This window comes from Mycolicibacterium pulveris, from assembly GCF_010725725.1.
GTDB classification, from domain to species: Bacteria; Actinomycetota; Actinomycetes; order Mycobacteriales; family Mycobacteriaceae; genus Mycobacterium; species Mycobacterium pulveris.
Genome location: NZ_AP022599.1, coordinates 4,035,005 through 4,055,539 on the forward strand (window position 1 = coordinate 4,035,005; position 20,535 = coordinate 4,055,539).

The window sequence follows — 20,535 nt, forward strand, 5'->3', positions numbered from 1 at the left end:
CTGTGCACCAACGGATCTCAGTGCACAGCGTGACCTTTCTCGGCGCGCCGTTGGGCGAACTGCAGAGTCACTGGCAGTCGCTGGGCTTGCGACGGCTGAGCCTCATCGACGGCCAGCTCGCCGAACCGCAGCTAGCGCAGCTCGTCGCACAGCACGGATATTCGGTGGACTCGGTCTACCACCTGTTCAGCTCGACCGCGGAGCTCGCCCGGGTCATCGACGACGCCGCCGCGGTCAACGCCCGCGTCGTCTACATGCTGACCGGAGGCCGCGGCGACCTCAGCTGGGAACAGGCCGCCGACCGGTTCTGCGCGGCGGTCGCACCGTGTATCGGCCAGGCCGAACGCGCGGGGGTGGGGTTGGCGATCGAAAACGCCTCGGCGATGTATGCGGACATGCACATCGCACACACCCTTCGCGACACCGTCGCGCTGGCCGAGATGGCGGGGCTGGGGATCTGCATCGACCTGTTCCACTGCTGGGCCGAGGCGGGTCTTGCCGAGCTGGTGCAGCGGGCGGCGCCGATCATCCGGCAGATCCAGCTGAGCGACTACGTGCTCGGTGACCGCGCGCTGCCCGCGCGCGCCGTGCCCGGTGACGGAGCCATCCCGATCGAGCGGTTCGTCGCGCTTGCCCTCGCGGCCGGCTACCAGCACGGCTTCGACCTGGAACTGCTCGGCCCCCGCATCGAGGCCGAGGGCCGCTTCGCGGCTGCGCGTCGCGCCTGTGAGACCGTATCGGACATGCTGGAAAGACTTGGCGCATAGGGGAGCCGATGGCGTTCGAAGACGGCCCGGATGATGCGGCGCTGAAAACGGCGTGGGCGCAGTTCTGCGACCGGCTCAAGTCGGCGGGCGAACGGGTCTTCAAGGACCACAACCCCGCCTCGGATCTGCACCGCGCCGACGGTTTCCGATTCCTCACCCAGAACCTCGGCCAGGCGTTCGACCTGGCGCTGGAAACCAAGGACAGCCGCTACCCGGCCATCCACACCTTCTGCAACCCCACCCGCAAGCTCGGCGGCGACTGCGCGGACTTCGTGTACCAGCAGGCCTGGATCGACGGCGAGTCGGCATACCGCATCGTCGGCGAGCGTGGCACGGCACGGTTTTTCAACATCACGGTGCAGGGCCCCAGGCCGGACGGCGAAGGAGTGCTGCACGAACCCTTCGGGGACGTACCGGAAGCCAACCTGTCCGGCGATCAGCTGCGCACCGACCCGGACGGCACGTTCGAGATCCACATCGGTGGACCACAACGCGGCCGGAACTGGTTGCCCACCACCTCGGGGTCGCGAAAGCTGTTCATCCGCCAGGGCTTTGACTCCTGGCAGGAACGTCCGGCGCGGATGCGGATCGAGCGGGTCGACATGGAATCGCCCAAACCGCCGCCCACCGCGGCCGCCATGATCGACGCGTTGGCTTGGGCAGGCGATTTCATGACGGGGCTGATGGACGACTGGCCGGAGTACCCGTTTCGCTTCGGCGGGGTGGACGCCGAACATCCCAACCGCTTCCCCGGCGTGCACCACACGGGCGCCGACGCCAAGCGCGGTCGTGCGGCGACGAACATGCACTGGGTGCTTCGGCGCGACGAGGCGCTCGTCATCGAGTTCGACGACCATGAGGGCTTGTGGATGCTGACGAACATGGGCGTGTTCTTCACCAGCATGGACTACCTGTACCGGCCGGTGAGCTACACGCCGAGCCGGACCGCGATCGACGGCGACGGCAAGGTCCGCATGGTGCTGGCCCATGAGGATCCCGGCTATCACAACTGGATCGACACGCAGGGCTTCGAGCGGGGAAACCTCACCTACCGGCACATGCTCGAGGGCACACCGGCCGAACTGCGCACGCGCCTGGTCACGCTCACGGACCTGCCCGACGCGCTGCCACCGGACAGCAGAACCGTCAGCAAGGCCGAGCGCGTCGCGCAGATGTGGGAGCGGTTCAACGGAATTCGCCGGCGTTACGGGTGGGGGCCATGACGGATATTGCTCTGTGGCCCGGCCGTCGTCTCGCCGAGGCCATCCGTCGGCGCGAGCTGTCCAGCCGCGAGCTGCTCGAGCACTACCTGGCCCGCATCGAGCGGTTCAACGCGTCGCTCAACGCGGTCGTGACGCTGGATCCCGACGGTGCCCGCGGCGCGGCCGATGCCGCCGACGCCGAGCTGGCAGGCGGCGCGCCGGTCGGCCCGCTGCACGGTGTGCCGATGACGATCAAGGACACCTTCCAGACGGCAGGCATGCGCACCACCAGCGGGCATCCCGAGTGGGATCACGTGCCCGAACGCGACGCTGAGGCGGTCCGGCGGCTGCGCGCGGCGGGTGCGGTGCTCTTCGGTAAGACCAACACGCCGACCCGCGCGGCCGACTGGCAGACGTTCAACCCGATCTTCGGCACCACCAACAACCCCCGGGACGTCAGCCGCACCCCGGGCGGCTCCTCGGGCGGTGCGGCCGCCGCACTGGCCACGGGCATGACCGCGCTTGAGCTCGGCAGCGACATCGCCGGATCCATTCGGGTGCCTGCCAATTGGTGCGGGGTGTGCGGTCACAAACCCAGTTGGGGCCTCGTGCCGCAACGGGGTCATCTGCCCCCGCCGCCGGGCGCACTGGCCGAAAGCGATCTGGGCGTGATGGGCCCGATGGCACGCGATGTCGCCGATCTCGAGTTCATGCTCGACATCCTCGCCGGGCCGACGGAGCTGTCGGCGGTCGGCTGGCGACTGGAACTGCCGCCCGCGCGGGCGTCGTCGCTGGGGGAGCTGCGGTTGGCGACGTGGCTCGACGACGCGGACTACCCGGTGGAGGCCGACGTCGGCGCGGCCCTCGACGCCGCCGTCGCGGCGTTGTCCGACGCGGGCGCGCGGCTGGTCGACGCGAAACCTCCGGTGACGCTGGCCGAGCTGGTCGGGCTGCATCAGGTGTTGTTGTATCCGCTGATCGACTCGACGTCGACGCTGTCGCACCGCCAGTGGATGTCGGCCCACGAGCGACGCGAGCTGCTGCGGGCCAAGATGGCCGATTACTTCCGTGACGTGGACGCGCTGCTGATGCCGATCACCGTCGTGCCCGCCGTCACGCACGATCACCACGAGCCGTTCATCGAGCGGCTCATCCCGTTCGGGAACGAAAGCCGGTCCTATTTCGATCTTTTCGGCTGGGTCGGCCTCGCCACCGTCGCCTATCTGCCCGCGACGGCCGTTCCCGTTGGCCGCACCGCCGAGGGCCTGCCCGTCGGCATGCAGGTCGTCGGGCCCTTCCTCGAGGACCGCACCACGCTGGCGGTCGCGCGACACCTCGAGCGTCTGCTCGGCGGCTTCACCCCACCGCCCGGCTACACAACGTGATTTGTGTGCGTGTAGGCGCGCTCAGCGCAACAAAGCGCACACAAATCACTACAGGCGGCGCAGGGCGAAGGTCCAGAACTGGGTCCCCGGGGGACCGCCGAAGCAGCCGACGTCGTACACCGATTCGATGGTGCCCGCCAGCGAGACCTCATCCCAGATGTAGGTCTCGTGGGTGGGCATGACGTGGCCGGGGCACTGCAGCCCGTCGGGCACGTCGACGGTCATCGTGTACCGCCCGTCCTTCAGATGCGCGATGCCGTCGTACTCGTAGTAGAACTTCAACCGCGATATCGCGCTGACATCGGCACAGTCCGGTTCCTTGTGCGGATTACACGGCGTGATGAACCACACCCACGACGCGCGGTTGTACCTGTTGGTCAGAAGGTCGTAGTTGCCCCACACCATCATGGCCGAGGCCGGCGGAGCGACCAGCGTCGCAGCCGCGGCGAGCATGACGGCTGCGGTCAGCGCCTTCAAGGATTTCACCGACGGGCCTCCGTTTCATCCGTGATCGCTGGCTGCATATCAAACCACCTGACGATGCTCTCAGGCAGTCGTTTCAGTTGATGACGGCGGCTTCCTTGCGTTCGGTGATCGGCCGGGCGAGCTCCTGTTCGTCGCAGATGCGTTGCAGCTTCTCGAGCGTCTCGTCGAGCCCGGGCCCGAGCGGCTTGCTGGGCGTGAACGTGGCGGGCAGATTGCGCATGCCCTGGATGACGCCGATGGTGTCGTAGTGCACGGTGCCTTCCGGATCACACACGTAGTCGGGCATCCGGTCGAGCACCGCCGTCAGCATCGACTTGAACACGGTGCGCGCGACGTTGGACCCGGCACAGCGGTGCACACCGATGCCGAAGCTGAAGTGCCGGTTGCCTTTTCGGTCCAGCACGATCTCGTTGGGCTTGTCGAACACCGCCGGGTCGCGGTTGGCCATCGCCCATGACAGCCACAGCCGCTCGTACTTCTTGAACTGCTGACCCTCGACCTCGACATCCTCGGCGAAGGTGCGGCCGTCACCGGGTGCGGGGGTGAAGAAACGCAGGAACTCCTCGGTCGCGGGGTGCAACAGCGTGTCGCGCTCCCGGCTGAGACGCTCGCGCTCGTCGGGATGCTCACCGAGCCACTCCAGGGCATGCGCGGTCAGCGCGGTGGTGGTGTCGAAGCCACCGCCGATGATCAGCCCGAGATTGCCCAGGATCTCCATGTCGGGGGCGGGCTCGCCGTCGATGCGCAGTTGCAGCAGCGCGTTGACCAGGCCGGGCCGCGGGTTCTCCCGGATCTCCATCATGTTGTTGATGATGTCGATACCCATTTCGCGGTGCTGCTCGTTGACCTTCTCGCGCTCCGGGGCGTGTTCGGGCGTGTACACCGAGGCGTGGGTGGGCTCGCTGTAGACGTTCCACTTCTTGAGGTCGATGCCCATCATCGCGAGCGTTAACACCGCGGGCACCACGTTGGCCAGATGCTCGACGAAGTCGATCCGGCCGCTCTCGATGTGCTCGTCGAGCGCGGCGCGGGTGATCTCATCGACGAAGGGCTCCCAGCGCTTGATCGCCGCCGGCGACAGGTAGGGGTTCAGCGCCCCGCGGTACATGCTGTGCTCGGGCTCGTCCATCTCCAGGATGCCGCCACGAACGACGGTGGCACGGCTGGCTTTCGGGATCGTGATGCCCTGGAAGGGCGTCTCGCCGCTGATGTCGTGGTGGTTGGACACCACCGGACAGCGGGCCAGTTCGAACACGTATCGACTGCCCGCGGCGACCCAGTGCCCACCGTAGGTGTCGGTCCACGCGATCGGGCACCGGGACTGCATCTCCTCGGTGATCTTTTCGAACTGCAGCCGATACTCCGGCGTGTGGCGGTCGAAGTGGTACCGATTCTTCTTGCGGTCGCTGTCGGCGGCGCTCAAGTCGTCGACGGTCACGTCTGGTCTCCTGTGTTCTGCTCGGTCACTCTTCGATCGTGATGGCCTGTTCAGGACAGGACTGCGCGGCTTCGCGCACCGCGTCCTCTTGATCCGGCGGAACCACTTCGTTCACCGGTGATGATGTGCCGTCGATGTCGCTGAGCTGGAAGGAATCTGGGGCGATCATCGCGCACAGCGTGTGGCCCTGGCACCGTTGTTGGTCGACGAAAACCTTCACTTGCGTTGACCTCCCGCCTAGTTGTGGTAGTCGTACCACTTGAGGTAGCCGCCGGCGTCCACCCGTATCTGCATGCCGGTGACGTAACGGGCCTCGTCGGAGGCCAGCCACAACACCGCGTTGCTGATGTCGACCGGCTCGATCCACGGCACCTTCATGGCCTGCTGCACATAGAACACCGGCTCGGCGTCCTCGAGCGTCGGCTTCTCCAGGTCCGGCCGAAACGACCGGTACATCGGTTCGCTGCGCAGCATGTCGGTGTTGCAGTTGGTCGGATGCACGACGTTGGCGCGGATACCGCGCGGCGCCAACTCGGTCGCCAGATCGTGCACGTACGCGGACAGCGCGCGCTTGGAGTGCACGTAGGCCATGCCGCCGGGGTCGCCGCCGGGATCGTTCTTCTGATGGGTGTCCATCAGCGCGGCGGTGGATCCGGTCGCCACGATCGCCGCGCCCTCGGTCAGGTGCGGCAGCGCGACGTTGATCGCGTTGATGGTGCCGACCAGGTTGGTGTTGATGACATCGACCCAAGCCTGAAGCGGCGGTTGGCCTTTCATGCCCGCCACGCCGGCCTGTGCGACGACGATGTCGACCTTGCCGAATTCGGCGATGCCGCGTTCGAGCGCCTCACGCAGCTGGGCGGCTTCGCGCACGTCGGCCTGGGCGGTCACCACTCCGCGGCCCGTCTTCTCGACCAGCTTGCCGGTCTCCTCGAGGTCCTCCGGGGTCGCCATCGGGTAGCCGATGGTCGGGATGTCCTGGCACAGGTCGACGGCGATGACGTCGGCGCCCTCTTCGGCGAGCCGCACCGCGTGGCTGCGGCCCTGCCCGCGCGCCGCGCCGGTGACGAATGCGACCTTTCCTTGTACGCGTCCCACTACTTTGTGTCCTTTCGTTTTCGGCAGTTAGGTGTTTCGGCCGCCGTTGACGCCCAAGATCTGCCCGGTGATGTAGCCCGCCTCCTCGGAGACGAGGAATGCGCAAGCGGCCGCGATGTCCTCGGGCCTGCCGATGCGGCGCACCGGCGTGGTCTCGATGCTCTCCTGGACCTTGAGATAGCCGCGCTCTTCGGACTTGCGCAGCATCGGGGTGTCGATGAATCCGGGCGGCACCGCGTTGACGGTGATGCCGGCGGGCCCGTACTCCAGCGCCAGGGACTTGGTCAGCCCGTTGACCGCCGACTTGGCCGCCACATACGGCGACATGAAGGGCTGCCCCGAGTGGGTGCTGGAGGAGGAGATGTTGACGATGCGGCCCCATCCCGCCTCGATCATGTCGGGCAGCACGGCCTGCACACAGTGGAAGACGCCGTTGAGGTTGACGTCGATCACCCGCTGCCAGTCTTCGAACGAGATGTCGGTGAAGCGTTTGAAGCGCTCGAGCCCGGCCGCGTTGACCAACACCGTGACCGGTCCCAGTTGGGCCCGCACCGCCGCCAGCGCGTCGTCGATCTGCGCGCGACTGGTCACGTCGGCGGTGAACGCGAACTCGGCGTCGGATGGGGTGATGTCGATCGTGGCGACGTGTAAGCCGTCGGCGCGCAACCGTTGCGCGACAGCCAGCCCGATGCCCGAGCCACCACCGGTCACGACGGCGTTCTTCATGCCACCGCCCGAGGATCAACCATCAAGAATCGTCCTTCCGATTATGAGAACCGTACTCTCGGGATCTGCGATCCCGCAAGACAGCACCCCTATTTCATTCGCACTGGTGAGACGTTTGGGAGCCGATTGTCGCACCGTTTATCGCAGGCAGCGGGGATTCCGGTCATTTCCTTGAGTTCTCTTGTCGCGAATGTATGATTCGCCGGGGATGAGAATGAAGTTTCCATCACATTGCGCCAGATGGGACGTGTGTTGAGGAGGACGATGCAGGAAGCGACCACGGTCCCAGGAGCCGACCCGGCGGCCGACCCCGCCGCCGCGAAAGTCGACCGACGCATGTTGATAGACGGGCGGCTGCTCGAGACCTCGCGGACGTTTCCCTCTCTCAATCCCGCCACCGGCGCGGTGCTCGGTCACGCGCCCGACGCCACCGTCGCCGACGCCCAAGCGGCAGTCGCGGCGGCCCGTCGGGCGTTCGACGAAACCACCTGGGCCACCGACACCGAATTACGCATTCGCTGCCTCGAACAGTTCCATCAAGCGCTCGTCGACCATCGCGACGAACTCGCCGCCCTCACCATCGCCGAGGTCGGTGCGACGCCCGCCCTGTGCACCGGAGCGCAACTCGACCAGCCGATCGCGATCGTGCGGTACTACGCCGATCTGCTGAAGAGCTACCCGATGACCGAAGACCTCGGCAACATCGAGAGCCGCGGCATGCAACATCACCGCTGGGTGGAAAAGGAAGCCGCCGGGGTGGTGGCGGCGATCATCGCCTACAACTATCCCAACCAGCTGGCGCTGGCCAAGCTGGGACCCGCGCTGGCCGCCGGGTGCACGGTGATCCTCAAGGCGGCACCCGACACCCCGCTGATCACCCTGGCGCTCGGTGAGCTGATCGCCAACCACACCGACATCCCCGCCGGCGTCGTCAACGTGCTCAGCGGGGCCGATCCCGAGGTGGGTGCCGCACTGACCACCAGCGCCGACGTCGACATGGTCACCTTCACGGGTTCCACGCCGACCGGCAGGCGGATCATGGCGGCCGCCAGCGACACCCTCAAGCGCGTCTTCCTGGAACTGGGCGGCAAGTCCGCCGCGATCGTGCTCGACGACGGCGACTTCAACACCGCGGCGTTGTTCACCGCGTTCAGCATGGTCACCCACGCCGGGCAGGGCTGTGCGCTGACGTCGCGGCTGCTGGTACCTCGCAAGCACCACGACGAGATCGTGGAACTCGTCAAGAACAACTTCGCGCTGGTGCGCTACGGAGATCCGGCCGACCCCGCCACCTACATGGGTCCGCTGATCAGCGAGAAGCAGCGAGACAAGGTCGACGGCATGGTCAAACGCGCCGTCGAGGCCGGCGCCACGCTGGTCACCGGCGGGGAGAAGGTCGACCCCGGCTTCTTCTACACCCCGACGCTGTTGACCGACGTCGACCCGGACAGCGAGATCGCCCAGGACGAGGTGTTCGGCCCGGTGCTGGCCGTCATCGCCTACGAGGACGACGACGACGCGGTGCGCATCGCCAACAACTCCATCTACGGGTTGTCCGGTGCGGTGTTCGGCAGCCAAGACCGGGCGCTGGCCGTGGCCCGTCGCATCCGCACCGGCACGTTCTCCATCAACGGCGGCAACTACTTCAGCCCCGACAGCCCGTTCGGCGGCTACAAGCAATCGGGGATCGGACGCGAGATGGGCACCGCGGGGTTGGAGGAGTTCTTGGAGTCCAAGACGTTCGCGACGGTGGTGGACGAATGAGTAAGCCACTGGACGGAATCCGCGTCCTCGAGGTCGCGATGTACGGCTTCGTGCCGTCGGCGGGCGCCGTGCTGCGCGAGTGGGGCGCCGACGTCATCAAGGTCGAACACGCCGTGACCGGAGATCCCCAGCGCGGGCTGCGCCAGACCGGGTTGCTGCGGGTCGAAGGCGACCCCAACCCCAACATCGAACACGCCAACCGGGGCAAGCGCAGCATCGGGCTGGACATGTCGGTGCCGGAGGGCAAGGAGATCCTCCTCGACCTCGCACGGCGCGCGGACGTGTTCCTCACCAGCTTCCTGCCCGCCCACCGGCAGAAGTTCGGCATCGACGTGGACGACATCCGCGCGGTGAATCCGAAGATCATCTACGCGCGAGGCAGCGCGCTGGGCCCACGCGGAGAGGAGTCGGTCAAGGGCGGCTACGACATGACTGCGTTCTGGTGCCGGGCGGGCACCGCCGCCACGATCACCCCGCCGGGCACACCCGGCATGGTCGGCCCGCCCGGACCGGCCTACGGCGACACCATCTCCGGTACCAACCTCGCCGGTGGGATCGCCGCGGCGCTGCTCAAGCGGGAACGCACCGGCGAGGCATCGGTGGTCGACGTGTCCCTGCTGGGCAGCGGCCTGTGGTCGCTGGGGCATACCGTCGCGCTGACCAAGCACCTCGGCGAACGCATGGAGGCGTTTCCGCCCGGCGTGCACGGTTCGCCGATCAACCCGCTCGTCGGGCTGTACCCGACCGCGGATGACCGCTACATCTCCTTTGTGATGATGCAGCCCACCAAGTTCTGGGCCGATGTGTGCCGGCACATGGACCTCGAGGAGCTCATCGACGACCCGCGGTTCGCCACCGCCGAGTCGATCGCCGAGAACACCGAGGTCGCCGCGGAGATCCTCAAGGAGACGATGGCCAAGCGTCCGCTCGCCGAGTGGAGCGAGCGGTTCGCGACGCTGCTCGGACCGTGGGCCCCGGTGCAGGACACCCTGCAGGCCGCCGAGGATGCCCAGATCCGCGCGAACGAATACCTGGTGCAGGCCGGTGAGCTCGAACTGGTCGCGAACCCAGTGCAATTTGATGTCAAGGCTCCAGAAACCGGACCCGCGCCGGGTTTTGCAGAGCAAACTGACGAAATCTTGCTGGAACTCGGTTTGGATTGGGACCGCATCATCGAACTCAAGACAGCCGGCGCTGTCACCTAGGTAGCTGAGAGGTTCTGGATCCGCCCATGCCCCACGTCGCGTCGATCGGCACCTATCTGCCGTGCTGGGGAACACCCACACGACGGGTGCCCGGCGACGACGAGGATGCCATCACGTTGGCGGTGGAGGCAGGCCGAGCGGCGTTGCTGGCGAGCGGGGCAGTAGAACGGGTGGTGCTGGTCAGCCGCAACATGCCGATGCTGGAGAGCAGTAGCGCCGCGGTGCTGCTCGCCGGGCTGGGCCTGGATCCGGAGTTGGAGGTCGACGAACGGCTCGGTGGGGCGCCCGCGACCGTCGATGCGCTCAGCTCGGCGCGCCCGCGCACCCTGATCATCGGCAGCGACCTGGAGCCGGCCGGCGCGGCCGCGGTCCTGACCTCCGAGCGTGGTCTGAAGGTTCGCACCGCGGCCCGCATCGCGCGCAGCCTTCCGGTGCGCACGCGCAAGGGGACCGGCGATGTGCACGACTATGGCGACCCCCGGTTACTGCACGAGCGCGGACTCATGGCTTCGTTGGATGCGGCCTGGTTGGACACCCCCGCCGCTGTGGCCGGCGTGGATCATGACCGCGCGGTGGAGCTGAGCGTCGGTGATCCCCCGCCGCTGCCGACCACCGGCGCGAGCTCGAGCCTGTTCGCGCTCGCCGGGATGGCCGAACGAGGCGTGACGGGCCCGTTGGTGGCGGTCGAACAAGCCACGCTGTCGGGTATCAGTGTCTCCGACGGGATGGCCGAACTGCACCGCCGCGAGCCAACGGCGCGGCCGATGCCTGACGGCCAGTACGTCACCGACGCGGACCTGCCGATCTCCCTGGCCGCCTACGAGCGGGCCTTTGAGGCCAAAACCCGTTGGGAAGCCGGGAAGTTCGCGGACAGCGACACGCTGGACTTTCCGCCGCGGTACCGGCTGGCAGACGACGGCGCCCTGTCCACCGGCTACGAGCTGGTGCCCCTGCCCAGGACGGGCACGGTGTACACCGAGACCACGGTGCAGATGCCGGTGCCCGGGCTTCGCACGCCCTACTCGCTGGTGATCGTCGAGCTCGACGGCGTCGGGGTCCGTGCGCTGGTCAAGGTGACCGGGGCAGTGCCGGGCACGGTGGACATCGGCACGCGTGGCCGGTTGGCGTTGCGTCGCGTGGCGGTGCGCTCCGGGGTGCCCGACTACGGCTACATGTTCGAGCCGGAGCAGGCGGCGGCATGAGGGACCGAAGGCGAGCGCGAGCGAGGATCGCAGCGAAGCGAGGACCGGAACGAGCGGGAGCCGAGGCATGAGGACCCGAAGGCGAGCGCGAGCGAGGATCGCAGCGAAGCGAGGACCGGAACGAGCGGGAGCCGAGGCATGAGGACCCGAAGGCGAGCGCGAGCGAGGATCGCAGCGAAGCGAGGACCGGAACGAGCGGGAGCCGAGGCATGAGGACCCGAAGGCGAGCGCGAGCGAGGATCGCAGCGAAGCGAGGACCGGAACGAGCGGGAGCCGAGGCATGAGGAACGTCGCGATCGTCGGCGCCGGAATGACGGCCTTCGGCGAGCATTTCGCGCTCGGTATCAAGGACCTGCTGCCGATGGCGTTCGCCGAGTGCGCGGCCAGCGTGGACAAGGGCGTGGCGAAGCAGGACCTGCAGGCGGCGTGGTTCGGTGCGATGGGCACCGCCGACGGGTTTCCCGCCGGTATCCTCGCCGACACTCTGGGATTGCCCGATCTGCCGGTGACCCGGGTGGAAAACTCGTGCGCCACAGGCAATGACGCCGTGCGCAACGCGCTGTTCGCCGTCGCCTCGGGCGCATACGACGTCGCCCTGGTCATGGGGGCCGACAAGCTGCGCGACACCACCTCGGCGGAGATGGTGTGGGAATGGGAGTCGATGACGCGCGACATGGCATGGGACTACGCCCTCGGGCTGGTCTCGCCGGCCGGGTTCGCGCTGCATGTTCGCCGCTACCTGCACGAGTCGCCCGCGACACGCGAACACCTCGCCATGGTGGCGGTGAAGAACCACCGCCACGGCGTCAACAACCCCAAGGCGCGACTGCGGTTCGAGATCACCATCGAGCAGGCCCTTGAGGCGCCGGTGATCGTCACCCCCTTCGGGTTATACGACTGTGCCCCGCAGAGTGACGGCGCCGCAGCGCTGATCCTGGCGGCCGAAGACGTGGTCGACCGCTTCACCGACCGGCCGGTGTGGGTCAGAGGAGTGGGCCTGGGCCTGGATTCGGTGATGCACCAGCACAAGCCGGATATGACGACGTTTCCCGCGACGGTCCGGGCGGCCAAGCAGGCATTCGCGATGGCAGGCATGACGCCCGCCGACATCGACGTGGCCGAAGTTCACGATTTCTTTACAGGCATCGAGTTGATCAGCTATGAAGATCTGGGCTTCGCGGAGCGATTCGGCGGCTACAAGCTCATCGAGACCGAAGTCACCAGTGTTGGCGGCGCATTGCCGGTCAACCCCAGCGGCGGACTGAAGGCCAAGGGCCACCCGCCCGGGGCCACCGGCGTCGCGCAATGCGTGGAGCTTTTCCAACAGCTCCGTGGGGAGGCGGTCAACCAGGTGGACGGAGCGCGAATCGCCTTGGCGCACAATATCGGGGGCCCGACGGCCGTGTCCGCCGTCACGATCCTGGAGGGAGCCGGTGATGGCTGTTAGGGGTCCGGAGCGGTGGGCGGTGGGGTTGCCGCGGGTGCGGGATTTGTCGGGGCCGATGGCGGCTGTGGGTGGGTTGTTTGCGATGTCGGCTGATGCGGTGCGGTTTGTGTTTCGGCGGCCGTTTCAGTGGCGGGAGTTTTTGGAGCAGTGTTGGTTTATTGCTCGGGTGGCGTTGGCGCCGACGTTGTTGGTGGCGATTCCGTTTACGGTGTTGATCAGTTTCACGCTCAATATTTTGTTGCGGGAGTTGGGTGCGGCGGATTTATCGGGTGCGGGGGCGGCGTTTGGTGCGGTGACGCAGGTGGGGCCGATCGTGACGGTGTTGATCGTGGCTGGGGCGGGGTCGACGGCGATTTGTGCGGATTTGGGGTCGCGCACGATTCGTGAGGAGATCGACGCGATGGAGGTGCTGGGTATTGATCCGGTGCAGCGGTTGGTGACGCCGCGGATGTTGGCCTCGGGGTTGGTGGCGTTGTTGCTCAACAGTTTTGTGGTGGTCATCGGGATTTTGGGTGGCTACATGTTTTCGGTGTTTATTCAGGATGTGAATCCAGGGGCGTTCGCGGCGGGGATCACGTTGTTGACCGGGGTGCCTGAGGTGGTCATCAGTTGTGTGAAGGCGGCGTTGTTTGGGTTGATCGCGGGGTTGGTGGCCTGTTATCGGGGGTTGACGATTACCGGGGGTGGGGCCAAGGCGGTGGGTAATGCGGTCAACGAGACGGTGGTGTATGCGTTTATGGCGTTGTTCGTGATCAATGTGGTGGTCACGGCCATCGGTATTCGGATGACGGCGGGGTAGGGCGCGCTGATGGGCACGATGACGATTTTGCGCTCCACGTATCCGCGGTTGACGCGGTCGGTGCGTCGGCCGGTGGATGTGTTGGGCCGTATCGGCGATCACATGTTGTTTTATCTGCGGGCGTTGGGTGGGATTCCGCACGCTTCGGTGCATTTCCGTAAGGAGATCGTGCGGTTGATCGCGGAGATCTCGATGGGTGCGGGCACGTTGGCGATGATCGGCGGCACGGTGGCGATCGTGGGGTTTTTGACGTTGGCCGCGGGTGGCACGTTGGCGGTGCAGGGCTATTCGTCGTTGGGTGATATCGGGATTGAGGCGTTGACCGGGTTTTTGGCGGCGTTTATCAATGTGCGGATTGCTGCGCCGGTGGTGGCGGGCATCGGGTTGGCGGCCACGTTCGGGGCTGGGGTGACTGCGCAGTTGGGGGCGATGCGCATCAACGAGGAGATCGATGCGTTGGAGTCGATGGCGATTCGGCCGGTGGAGTATTTGGTGTCCACGCGCATCATCGCCGGGATGTTGGCGATCACCCCGTTGTATTCGATCGCGGTGATTTTGTCGTTTGTGGCCAGTCAGTTCACCACGGTGGTGTTGTTCGGTCAGTCCGGTGGGCTGTATGACCATTATTTCGATACGTTTTTGAATCCGATTGACTTGTTGTGGTCGTTTCTGCAGGCGGTGTTGATGGCGATCACGATCTTGTTGATCCACACCTATTTCGGCTATTTCGCCTCCGGCGGACCGTCGGGGGTGGGGGTCGCGGTCGGTAACGCGGTACGCACCTCACTGGTCGTGGTGGTCTCGGTGACCCTGCTGGTCTCGCTGTCGGTATACGGCTCCAACGGCAACTTCAACCTGTCGGGATAGGGCCGCCGCTGATGAATCAAGGTGCTCTGCGTCCCCTGACCGGGTTGGCGATGGTCGTCGCGATCGTGGCGGTCATCGGCCTGGCCGTCGCATTGTTCCGCGGTGACTTCACCAAAACCGTTCCCGTCACCGTCATCTCGGACCGCGCCGGGCTGGTGATGAACCCCGAAGCCAAGGTGAAGATGCGGGGTGTGCAGGTCGGTAGCGTCAAGTCGATCACCGAGCGTGCAGACGGCACGGCCGAGCTGACCCTCGACATGGATCCGTCGCAACTGCACCTCATCCCCGAGAACGTCGACGTCGAAATCGCGTCATCGACCCTGTTCGGCGCGAAGTTCGTGCAACTCGACGCCCCGCAGCAGCCGTCGCAGAAGACGCTGCGCGCCGGCCAGGTGCTCCAGGGCCAGCACGTCATGGTCGAAGTCAACACCGTCTTCCAGCAACTGGTCACGGTGCTGGACAAGATCGAGCCCGCCAAACTCAATGAGACACTCGGTGCGATCGCCACGGCGTTCAACGGGCGCGGTCAGAAGATCGGCCAGACCCTGGTCGACTTCAACGCGCTGCTGGCCAAGATCGAACCGAGCCTGCCGAACCTGTCCCACGACATCGAAGCGGCCGTGCCGACCCTGGACGCCTACGGCGATGCCGCACCCGATCTGCTCGCCACGATTCGCAGCACCACCGAAGTGGGCAACTCGATCGTCGAGGAACAACAGAACCTCGACGAGTTCCTGCTCAGCACAATCGGTCTGGCCGACGTCGGCAACGACGTGATCGGTACCAACTCCGAGGGCATCGCCGATGTGACACATGTGCTCGTGCCCACTACCACGCTGCTCAACGAGTATCGAAAGTCGGTGTGGTGCGGTATCGGCGGCCTTGTCCCGTTCGCGAAATCCCCGCCGCAGTATTCGGGAGTCCTTGTGAGCGCCGGTCTCACGCTCGGTGTCGAACGCTATCGCTATCCCGGGGATCTGCCGAAGGTCGCCGCAAGCAGCGGCGGTGCCGACTTCTGTGAGGCCCTCGGGCTGCCCGAACTGCCGCCGAACTTCGTGCCGCCGTTGCTGGTCGGCGACGTCGGCTCCAACCCCGCCCAGTACGGAAACTCGGGCATCCTGCTGAACTCCGAGGGGCTCAAGAACTGGCTGTTCGGCCCGCTTGACGGACCGCCACGAAACACCGCTCAGATCGGAATGCCGGGATGACGCGATCGACCAGCACACTGATCAAGTTCGGAGTATTCGCCGTCGTGATGGCGGTGCTGACCGCGTTCCTGTTCGTCGTGTTCAGCGAGTCCAGAACCGGTTCGACCGACAAGTATTCGGCCGTCTTCACCGACGCCTCGCGACTCGAGGCGGGGGATACCGTGCGCATCGCCGGCGTTCGCGTCGGCACCGTCCGCGGGGTGTCGTTGCAGCCCGACAAGAAGGTTCTGGTGTCGTTCGACACCGACCGCAACACCAAGCTGACCACGAACACCAAGGCGGCGATCCGCTATCTGAACCTGGTCGGAGACCGCTACCTCGAGCTGGTCGACACCCCAGGCGCGGCGCAGATCCTGCCGGCAGGCGGCCAGATCCCTGCGACCCGCACGGCTCCGGCGCTCGACCTCGATCTGCTCCTCGGTGGCCTCAAACCCGTTATCCAGGGCCTGAATCCGCAAGACGTCAACGCGCTGACCGGTGCGCTGGTGCAGATCCTGCAGGGCCAAGGCGGCACGCTGGAGTCGCTGTTCTCCAAGACGTCCTCATTCACCAACTCGCTGGCCGACAACAACCAGGTCATCGAGCAATTGATCGACGAGTTGCGCACCGTGCTGGATACCCTGGCCGACGACGGTGAGGAGTTCTCCGGGGCGATCGACCGGCTCGAGCAACTGGTCAGCGGACTGTCCTCGGATCGCGACCCGATCGCCACCGCCATCGACTCGTTGGACAGCGGCACGGCGTCGTTGGCCGACTTGTTGGGCCGCGCGCGGGAACCGCTTGCGGGCACAGTTGATTCGCTGGACCGGCTGGCTCCGCTGGTCAACAACGACCTGCCGCGCTTGGACGCCACCATCCAACGTCTGCCGGAGATCTACCGCAAGCTCGCGCGGGTGGGCTCCTACGGTGCGTTCTTCCCGTACTACATCTGCGGGGTCAGCTTCCGGGCGAGTTCTCTCGAAGGTGAGACCGTGGTCTTCCCCTGGATCAGACAAGAGCAGGGAAGGTGCGTGGACGAGTAGATGCAGAAGTACCGCGGATCCCGACTGATCAGGGCAGGCTTCATCGGCGTCGTCTTGATCGTGCTCATCATTGCCGTTGGGCTGCAGCCCGAACGGCTGTATCAATGGGCCACCTCGCTGCGTTATCAAGCACTGTTCACCGAAGCCGGTGGACTCGCCGTCGGCAACGATGTGACGGTGTCCGGCATCAAGGTCGGCTCGGTCTCGTCGATCGAACTCGAGAACGGCGACGCGCTGGTGAGTTTCACCATCGACGGCCGCTACGCGCTGGGCTCGGACAGCACCGCGCACATCCGTACCGGCACGCTTCTCGGTGAGCGCGTCTTGGCGTTGGAGTCGAAGGGCACAGGCACCCTCGACCGTCGCGAGGTGATTCCGATCACGCGCACATCCTCGCCGTATTCGTTGACCGACGCCGTCAGCGACTTGGCAGCCAACACCGCCGCGACGGACACCCAGGCACTCAACCAGTCCCTCGACACGTTGGCGGAGACGCTCGATCAGATCGCCCCGCAGCTCGGGCCGACGTTCGACGGATTGTCGCGGCTGTCGCAGTCACTCAACAACCGCAACGAGAGCCTTGCCGAGTTGTTGCGGACGGCAGGCGACGTGACGGGAATCTTCGCCGAACGCAGCCAGCAGGTCAACGCGTTGATCCTCAACGCCAACGACCTGCTCGGAGTCGTCAACGAGCGCCGTCATGCGATCAGCCGGTTGCTCGCCAACACCGCGACGGTGTCGCGAGAACTCACCGCCGTGGTCGGCGACAACGAGGAGCAGTTGTCCCCGATTCTGCAGCACCTCAACGAGGTCACCGCGATGTTGGAGAAGAACAGCGACAACCTCGCCAAGATGCTGCCCGGTGCGGCGAAATACTATCTGACACAAGGCGAAATCGTTTCCAACGGTGCCTACTACAATGCCTTGGTCCCGAACATGATCCCGCTGCCGCCGGACATTCTCCAGCCGTTCCTGGACTACGCCTTCGGCTTCCGTCGCGGTGTCGACGCCGGCCAGCCCCCGGACAACGCCGGCCCGCGCGCTGAGATCCCGTTCCCCGTCAACAGCATTCCGCAGCCAGGAGACCTTCCTCATGATGGCAACCCGTAAGCGGTTGGTGGCCGGTACGGCGATCCTGCTGGCCATCGGACTGGTCGCCGGTGCGGTCTACCTCGTCCGCCAGGTGTTCTTCGGCCCGTACACCATCACGGCCTACTTCCCGACGGCGACCGCCATCTACCCGGGTGACGAGGTGCGCGTGTCGGGTGTGGTAGTCGGCACCATCGAGTCGATCAGGCCCGAGGGCACCCAGACCAAGATGGTTCTCAAGGTCGACCGCGACGTCCCGGTCCCCGCCGATGCCAAGGCCGTGATCGTCGCGCAGAACCTGGTGGCCGCCCGGTACGTTCAGCTCACCCCCGCTTACCGAAAAGGCGACGGTCCGACCATGCAAGACGGTGCGGTGATCGGCATCGACCGCACCGCGGTTCCGGTCGAGTGGGATGAGATCAAGACCCAGTTGATGCGGCTGGCAACGGAACTGGGGCCGGAGACGGGTGTGTCGGACACGTCGGTGTCGCGGTTCATCGACAGCGCGGCGAACGCACTGGGTGACGGCAACGGCGAAAAGCTTCGTGAGACGCTGGCTCAGCTGTCCGGTGCCGCACGGATTTTCGCCGAGGGCAGCGGCAACATCGTCGACGTCATCAAGAACCTGCAGACTTTCGTCAGCGCCCTGCGGGACAGCAAGCAGCAGATCGTGCTGTTCGAGAACCGACTCGCCACCCTGAGCAGCGTGCTCGACCAGAGCAGGTCCGATCTGGACGCCGCGGTCTCCGAGCTGTCGGTCGCGATGGGGGAAGTGCAGCGGTTCGTCGCGGGCACCCGCGCTCAGACCGTCGAGCAGGTCGAACATCTGGCCAACCTGACGCAGATTCTCGTCGACCACGAGATGGACCTCAAGAACGTTCTTCACATCACGCCGAACGCGATCGCCAACTTCCAGAACATCTACTACCCGAACGGCGGCGCGGTGACCGGGGCGTTCTCGATCACCAACTTCTCCAGCCCGGTGCTGTTCTTCTGCAGCATGATCGGCGCCGTCGCGAACACCACCGCGCCCGAGACGGCAAAACTCTGCGCGAACTACCTCGGCCCGGCGCTGCGCCTGCTCAACTTCAACCAGATCCCGTTGCCGATCAACGCCTACCTGCGGCCCGCGGTCAGCCCCGACCGGATCATCTACACCGACCCGAAGCTCGCGCCCGGCGGTGCCGGTCCCGGTGATCTTCCCGAACCGCCACCGACGGTGTCTGCCTACACCGGCATGGGCGATGTGCCGCCGCCGCCAGGATGGGGCGCTCCACCCGGACCACGCGGGCTATATGTGCCGGACAACGACGGACCCGCCATTCCGTCGCCGGCGTTGTTCCCCGGCGCACCGATTCCGGGTCCGCCCCACATCATCTCGAACATCCCGGCGCAGCCGCCGACCGTCGAGGGGATGCTGATGCCGCCGAGTTCGGCGCCCGGCGCGCCGCCCGCGCCCGTGCCGCCGGATGCCCCCCTGTTGCCGGCCGAAGGGACGCCGCCGTCATGATCAGCGGGATCAAGCGATTGACCGTCGTCGGGTCGTGCGTTGCCATGGCCTTGACCGGGTGTTCGTTCCAGGGCATCAACTCGCTGCCGTTGCCCGGAGTGGTCGGCCGCGGTCCGGACGCGGCGACCTACAACGTCGAGGTCGCCAATGTCGCGACGCTGGAGTCGAATTCGCCGGTCATGATCGACGACGTCGTGGTCGGCAGCGTCGGCAAGATGACCGTCGACGACTGGCACGCCAACGTGGAGATCTCGGTGAAACCCGACGTGGTGATCCCCGCCAACGCGGTCGCGACGGTAGGGCAGACCAGCCTGTTGGGCTCCATGCACCTGGCGCTCAACCCGCCGCTCGGCGAAGAGCCGCGGGGCCGACTGGAACCTGGCGCCACCATTCCGCTCAACGCGTCATCGACCTATCCCTCCACCGAACGCACGCTGTCGTCGCTGTCGATGGTCGTCAACGGGGGCGGGCTGGGCCAGATCGGCGACATCATCCACAACTTCAGCGCCGCGGTGTCCGGACGCGAAACCGAGATCCGCGAGTTGCTCGGCCGGCTCGACAACTTCATCGGTGTCCTCGACACCCAACGCGACGACATCATCGCCACCATCGAGCAGTTGAATAGGGTCGCAGGCACTTTCGCCGGGCAGCGCGACGTAATCGACCGCGCGCTCAAGGAACTCCCGCCGGCCATCGACGTGCTGATCAAGGAGCGGCCGAACCTGACCACCGCACTGCAGAAACTCGGCCAGTTCGGTGACACGGCCACGACGCTGGTCAACAACGCTGGCGACGATCTAGTGAAGGATCTGGAGAACCTGGGCCCGGCGCTCGACGCGATCGCTGACATCGGTCCTGATTTGAACCTGGCGCTGTTGTGGGCCACCGCATTTCCCTACGGCCCGACCTTCGCCGACCGGATCACCAGGGGTGACTACATCAACCTGTACGCCACGTTCGACCTGACCTATCCGCGGCTGAAGAAGACGCTGCTGCTGGGCACCCGATGGGGGGACGAGAACGCGAAGCTCATCCCCGCCCCCGGCGACCCGTACTGGGCGAACTACTCCTACAGCCCGATGACGCTCGGTGTCGCGCCGCCGCCCGCCGGGCTTCCACGCGTGCCCGAAGCACCGCCGGCTGAACCGGCACCGCAGGTGAACGGACCGTTGCTGCCCGTGCTGCCCCCGCCGCCCGCCGCTCCGTGGCTACCGTCGGCACCGGTGACCACGTCGGCCCAAATCTTCGCCGGGCCCTACGGCGCCGAGGCGCCGGCTGAAGCTGAATTGCCGGCCCCGCCGGCGGGAGGCGGTGGCTGAC

The 20,535-nt window shown here is 66.2% G+C and carries 19 protein-coding genes; 14 read left to right on the plus strand and 5 right to left on the minus strand.

The features are described from left to right. Positions 1-2: 2 nt before the first annotated feature. The 3 genes from G6N28_RS19605 to G6N28_RS19615 are packed head-to-tail and all read left to right on the plus strand — an operon-like array spanning position 3 to position 3,354. Positions 3-767, plus strand: a complete 765-nt coding sequence (locus G6N28_RS19605; RefSeq protein ID WP_163903157.1) for a sugar phosphate isomerase/epimerase family protein — start codon at positions 3-5, stop codon at positions 765-767. Between the two features lie 8 nt (positions 768-775). Beyond that, entirely contained in the window at positions 776-1,990 is a 1,215-nt protein-coding gene (locus tag G6N28_RS19610) for a DUF1214 domain-containing protein (protein WP_163903159.1), read from the plus strand. Next, positions 1,987-3,354 carry an amidase family protein gene (locus tag G6N28_RS19615; RefSeq protein ID WP_163903161.1) on the plus strand — a complete coding sequence of 456 codons (1,368 nt, stop codon included), beginning with the start codon at positions 1,987-1,989 and terminating at the stop codon, positions 3,352-3,354. Before G6N28_RS19610 ends, G6N28_RS19615 begins: the two co-directional genes overlap by 4 nt. Before the next feature lie 48 nt (positions 3,355-3,402). Here G6N28_RS19615 and G6N28_RS19620 read toward each other — a convergent pair whose 3' ends face one another. From G6N28_RS19620 to G6N28_RS19640, 5 genes are all read right to left on the minus strand, one after another. Then, positions 3,403-3,840, minus strand: coding sequence for a hypothetical protein (locus tag G6N28_RS19620; protein WP_163903163.1), 438 nt, complete (start codon positions 3,838-3,840; stop codon positions 3,403-3,405). A 73-nt stretch (positions 3,841-3,913) separates the two neighbouring features. Continuing rightward, complete coding sequence (locus G6N28_RS19625; RefSeq protein WP_163903165.1) at positions 3,914-5,278, minus strand: cytochrome P450; 1,365 nt, start codon at positions 5,276-5,278, stop codon at positions 3,914-3,916. Between the two features lie 25 nt (positions 5,279-5,303). Next, positions 5,304-5,498: a ferredoxin gene (locus tag G6N28_RS19630; protein WP_163903168.1), complete on the minus strand. Its 195-nt coding sequence runs from the start codon at positions 5,496-5,498 to the stop codon at positions 5,304-5,306. 17 nt (positions 5,499-5,515) lie between these two features. After that, positions 5,516-6,376, minus strand: coding sequence for a mycofactocin-coupled SDR family oxidoreductase (locus G6N28_RS19635; protein WP_163903170.1), 861 nt, complete (start codon positions 6,374-6,376; stop codon positions 5,516-5,518). A gap of 27 nt (positions 6,377-6,403) precedes the next feature. After that, entirely contained in the window at positions 6,404-7,102 is a 699-nt protein-coding gene (locus G6N28_RS19640) for an SDR family NAD(P)-dependent oxidoreductase (protein WP_163903172.1), read from the minus strand. A 264-nt stretch (positions 7,103-7,366) separates the two neighbouring features. Here G6N28_RS19640 and G6N28_RS19645 point away from each other — a divergent pair, with 264 nt between their 5' ends. The 11 genes from G6N28_RS19645 (at position 7,367) to G6N28_RS19695 (ending at position 20,534) form a co-directional block, all read left to right on the plus strand. Next, the gene (locus tag G6N28_RS19645; RefSeq protein ID WP_163903174.1) at positions 7,367-8,866 is read left to right on the plus strand and encodes an aldehyde dehydrogenase family protein; all 1,500 of its coding nucleotides are present in this window, start codon (positions 7,367-7,369) and stop codon (positions 8,864-8,866) included. Then, on the plus strand, positions 8,863-10,071 hold the full coding sequence (locus G6N28_RS19650) for a CaiB/BaiF CoA transferase family protein (protein ID WP_163903176.1): 1,209 nt from the start codon (positions 8,863-8,865) through the stop codon (positions 10,069-10,071). Before G6N28_RS19645 ends, G6N28_RS19650 begins: the two co-directional genes overlap by 4 nt. A 26-nt stretch (positions 10,072-10,097) precedes the next feature. Then, positions 10,098-11,273 carry an OB-fold domain-containing protein gene (locus G6N28_RS19655; RefSeq protein ID WP_163903178.1) on the plus strand — a complete coding sequence of 392 codons (1,176 nt, stop codon included), beginning with the start codon at positions 10,098-10,100 and terminating at the stop codon, positions 11,271-11,273. A 280-nt stretch (positions 11,274-11,553) separates the two neighbouring features. Then, positions 11,554-12,720: a thiolase C-terminal domain-containing protein gene (locus G6N28_RS19660; protein ID WP_163903180.1), complete on the plus strand. Its 1,167-nt coding sequence runs from the start codon at positions 11,554-11,556 to the stop codon at positions 12,718-12,720. Then, positions 12,710-13,519, plus strand: coding sequence for an MlaE family ABC transporter permease (locus G6N28_RS19665; RefSeq protein ID WP_163903182.1), 810 nt, complete (start codon positions 12,710-12,712; stop codon positions 13,517-13,519). The genes G6N28_RS19660 and G6N28_RS19665 overlap by 11 nt, the downstream gene beginning before the upstream one ends. 9 nt (positions 13,520-13,528) lie before the next feature. After that, positions 13,529-14,386: an MlaE family ABC transporter permease gene (locus tag G6N28_RS19670; protein WP_163903184.1), complete on the plus strand. Its 858-nt coding sequence runs from the start codon at positions 13,529-13,531 to the stop codon at positions 14,384-14,386. A gap of 11 nt (positions 14,387-14,397) precedes the next feature. Further along, positions 14,398-15,594: an MCE family protein gene (locus tag G6N28_RS19675; protein WP_163903187.1), complete on the plus strand. Its 1,197-nt coding sequence runs from the start codon at positions 14,398-14,400 to the stop codon at positions 15,592-15,594. Then, on the plus strand, positions 15,591-16,616 hold the full coding sequence (locus tag G6N28_RS19680; protein WP_163903188.1) for an MCE family protein: 1,026 nt from the start codon (positions 15,591-15,593) through the stop codon (positions 16,614-16,616). Before G6N28_RS19675 ends, G6N28_RS19680 begins: the two co-directional genes overlap by 4 nt. Then, positions 16,617-17,726: an MCE family protein gene (locus G6N28_RS19685; protein WP_163903190.1), complete on the plus strand. Its 1,110-nt coding sequence runs from the start codon at positions 16,617-16,619 to the stop codon at positions 17,724-17,726. Next, positions 17,710-19,215: an MCE family protein gene (locus G6N28_RS19690; RefSeq protein ID WP_163903192.1), complete on the plus strand. Its 1,506-nt coding sequence runs from the start codon at positions 17,710-17,712 to the stop codon at positions 19,213-19,215. The genes G6N28_RS19685 and G6N28_RS19690 overlap by 17 nt, the downstream gene beginning before the upstream one ends. Then, on the plus strand, positions 19,212-20,534 hold the full coding sequence (locus G6N28_RS19695; protein WP_163903194.1) for an MCE family protein: 1,323 nt from the start codon (positions 19,212-19,214) through the stop codon (positions 20,532-20,534). The genes G6N28_RS19690 and G6N28_RS19695 overlap by 4 nt, the downstream gene beginning before the upstream one ends. Position 20,535: the final 1 nt, after the last annotated feature.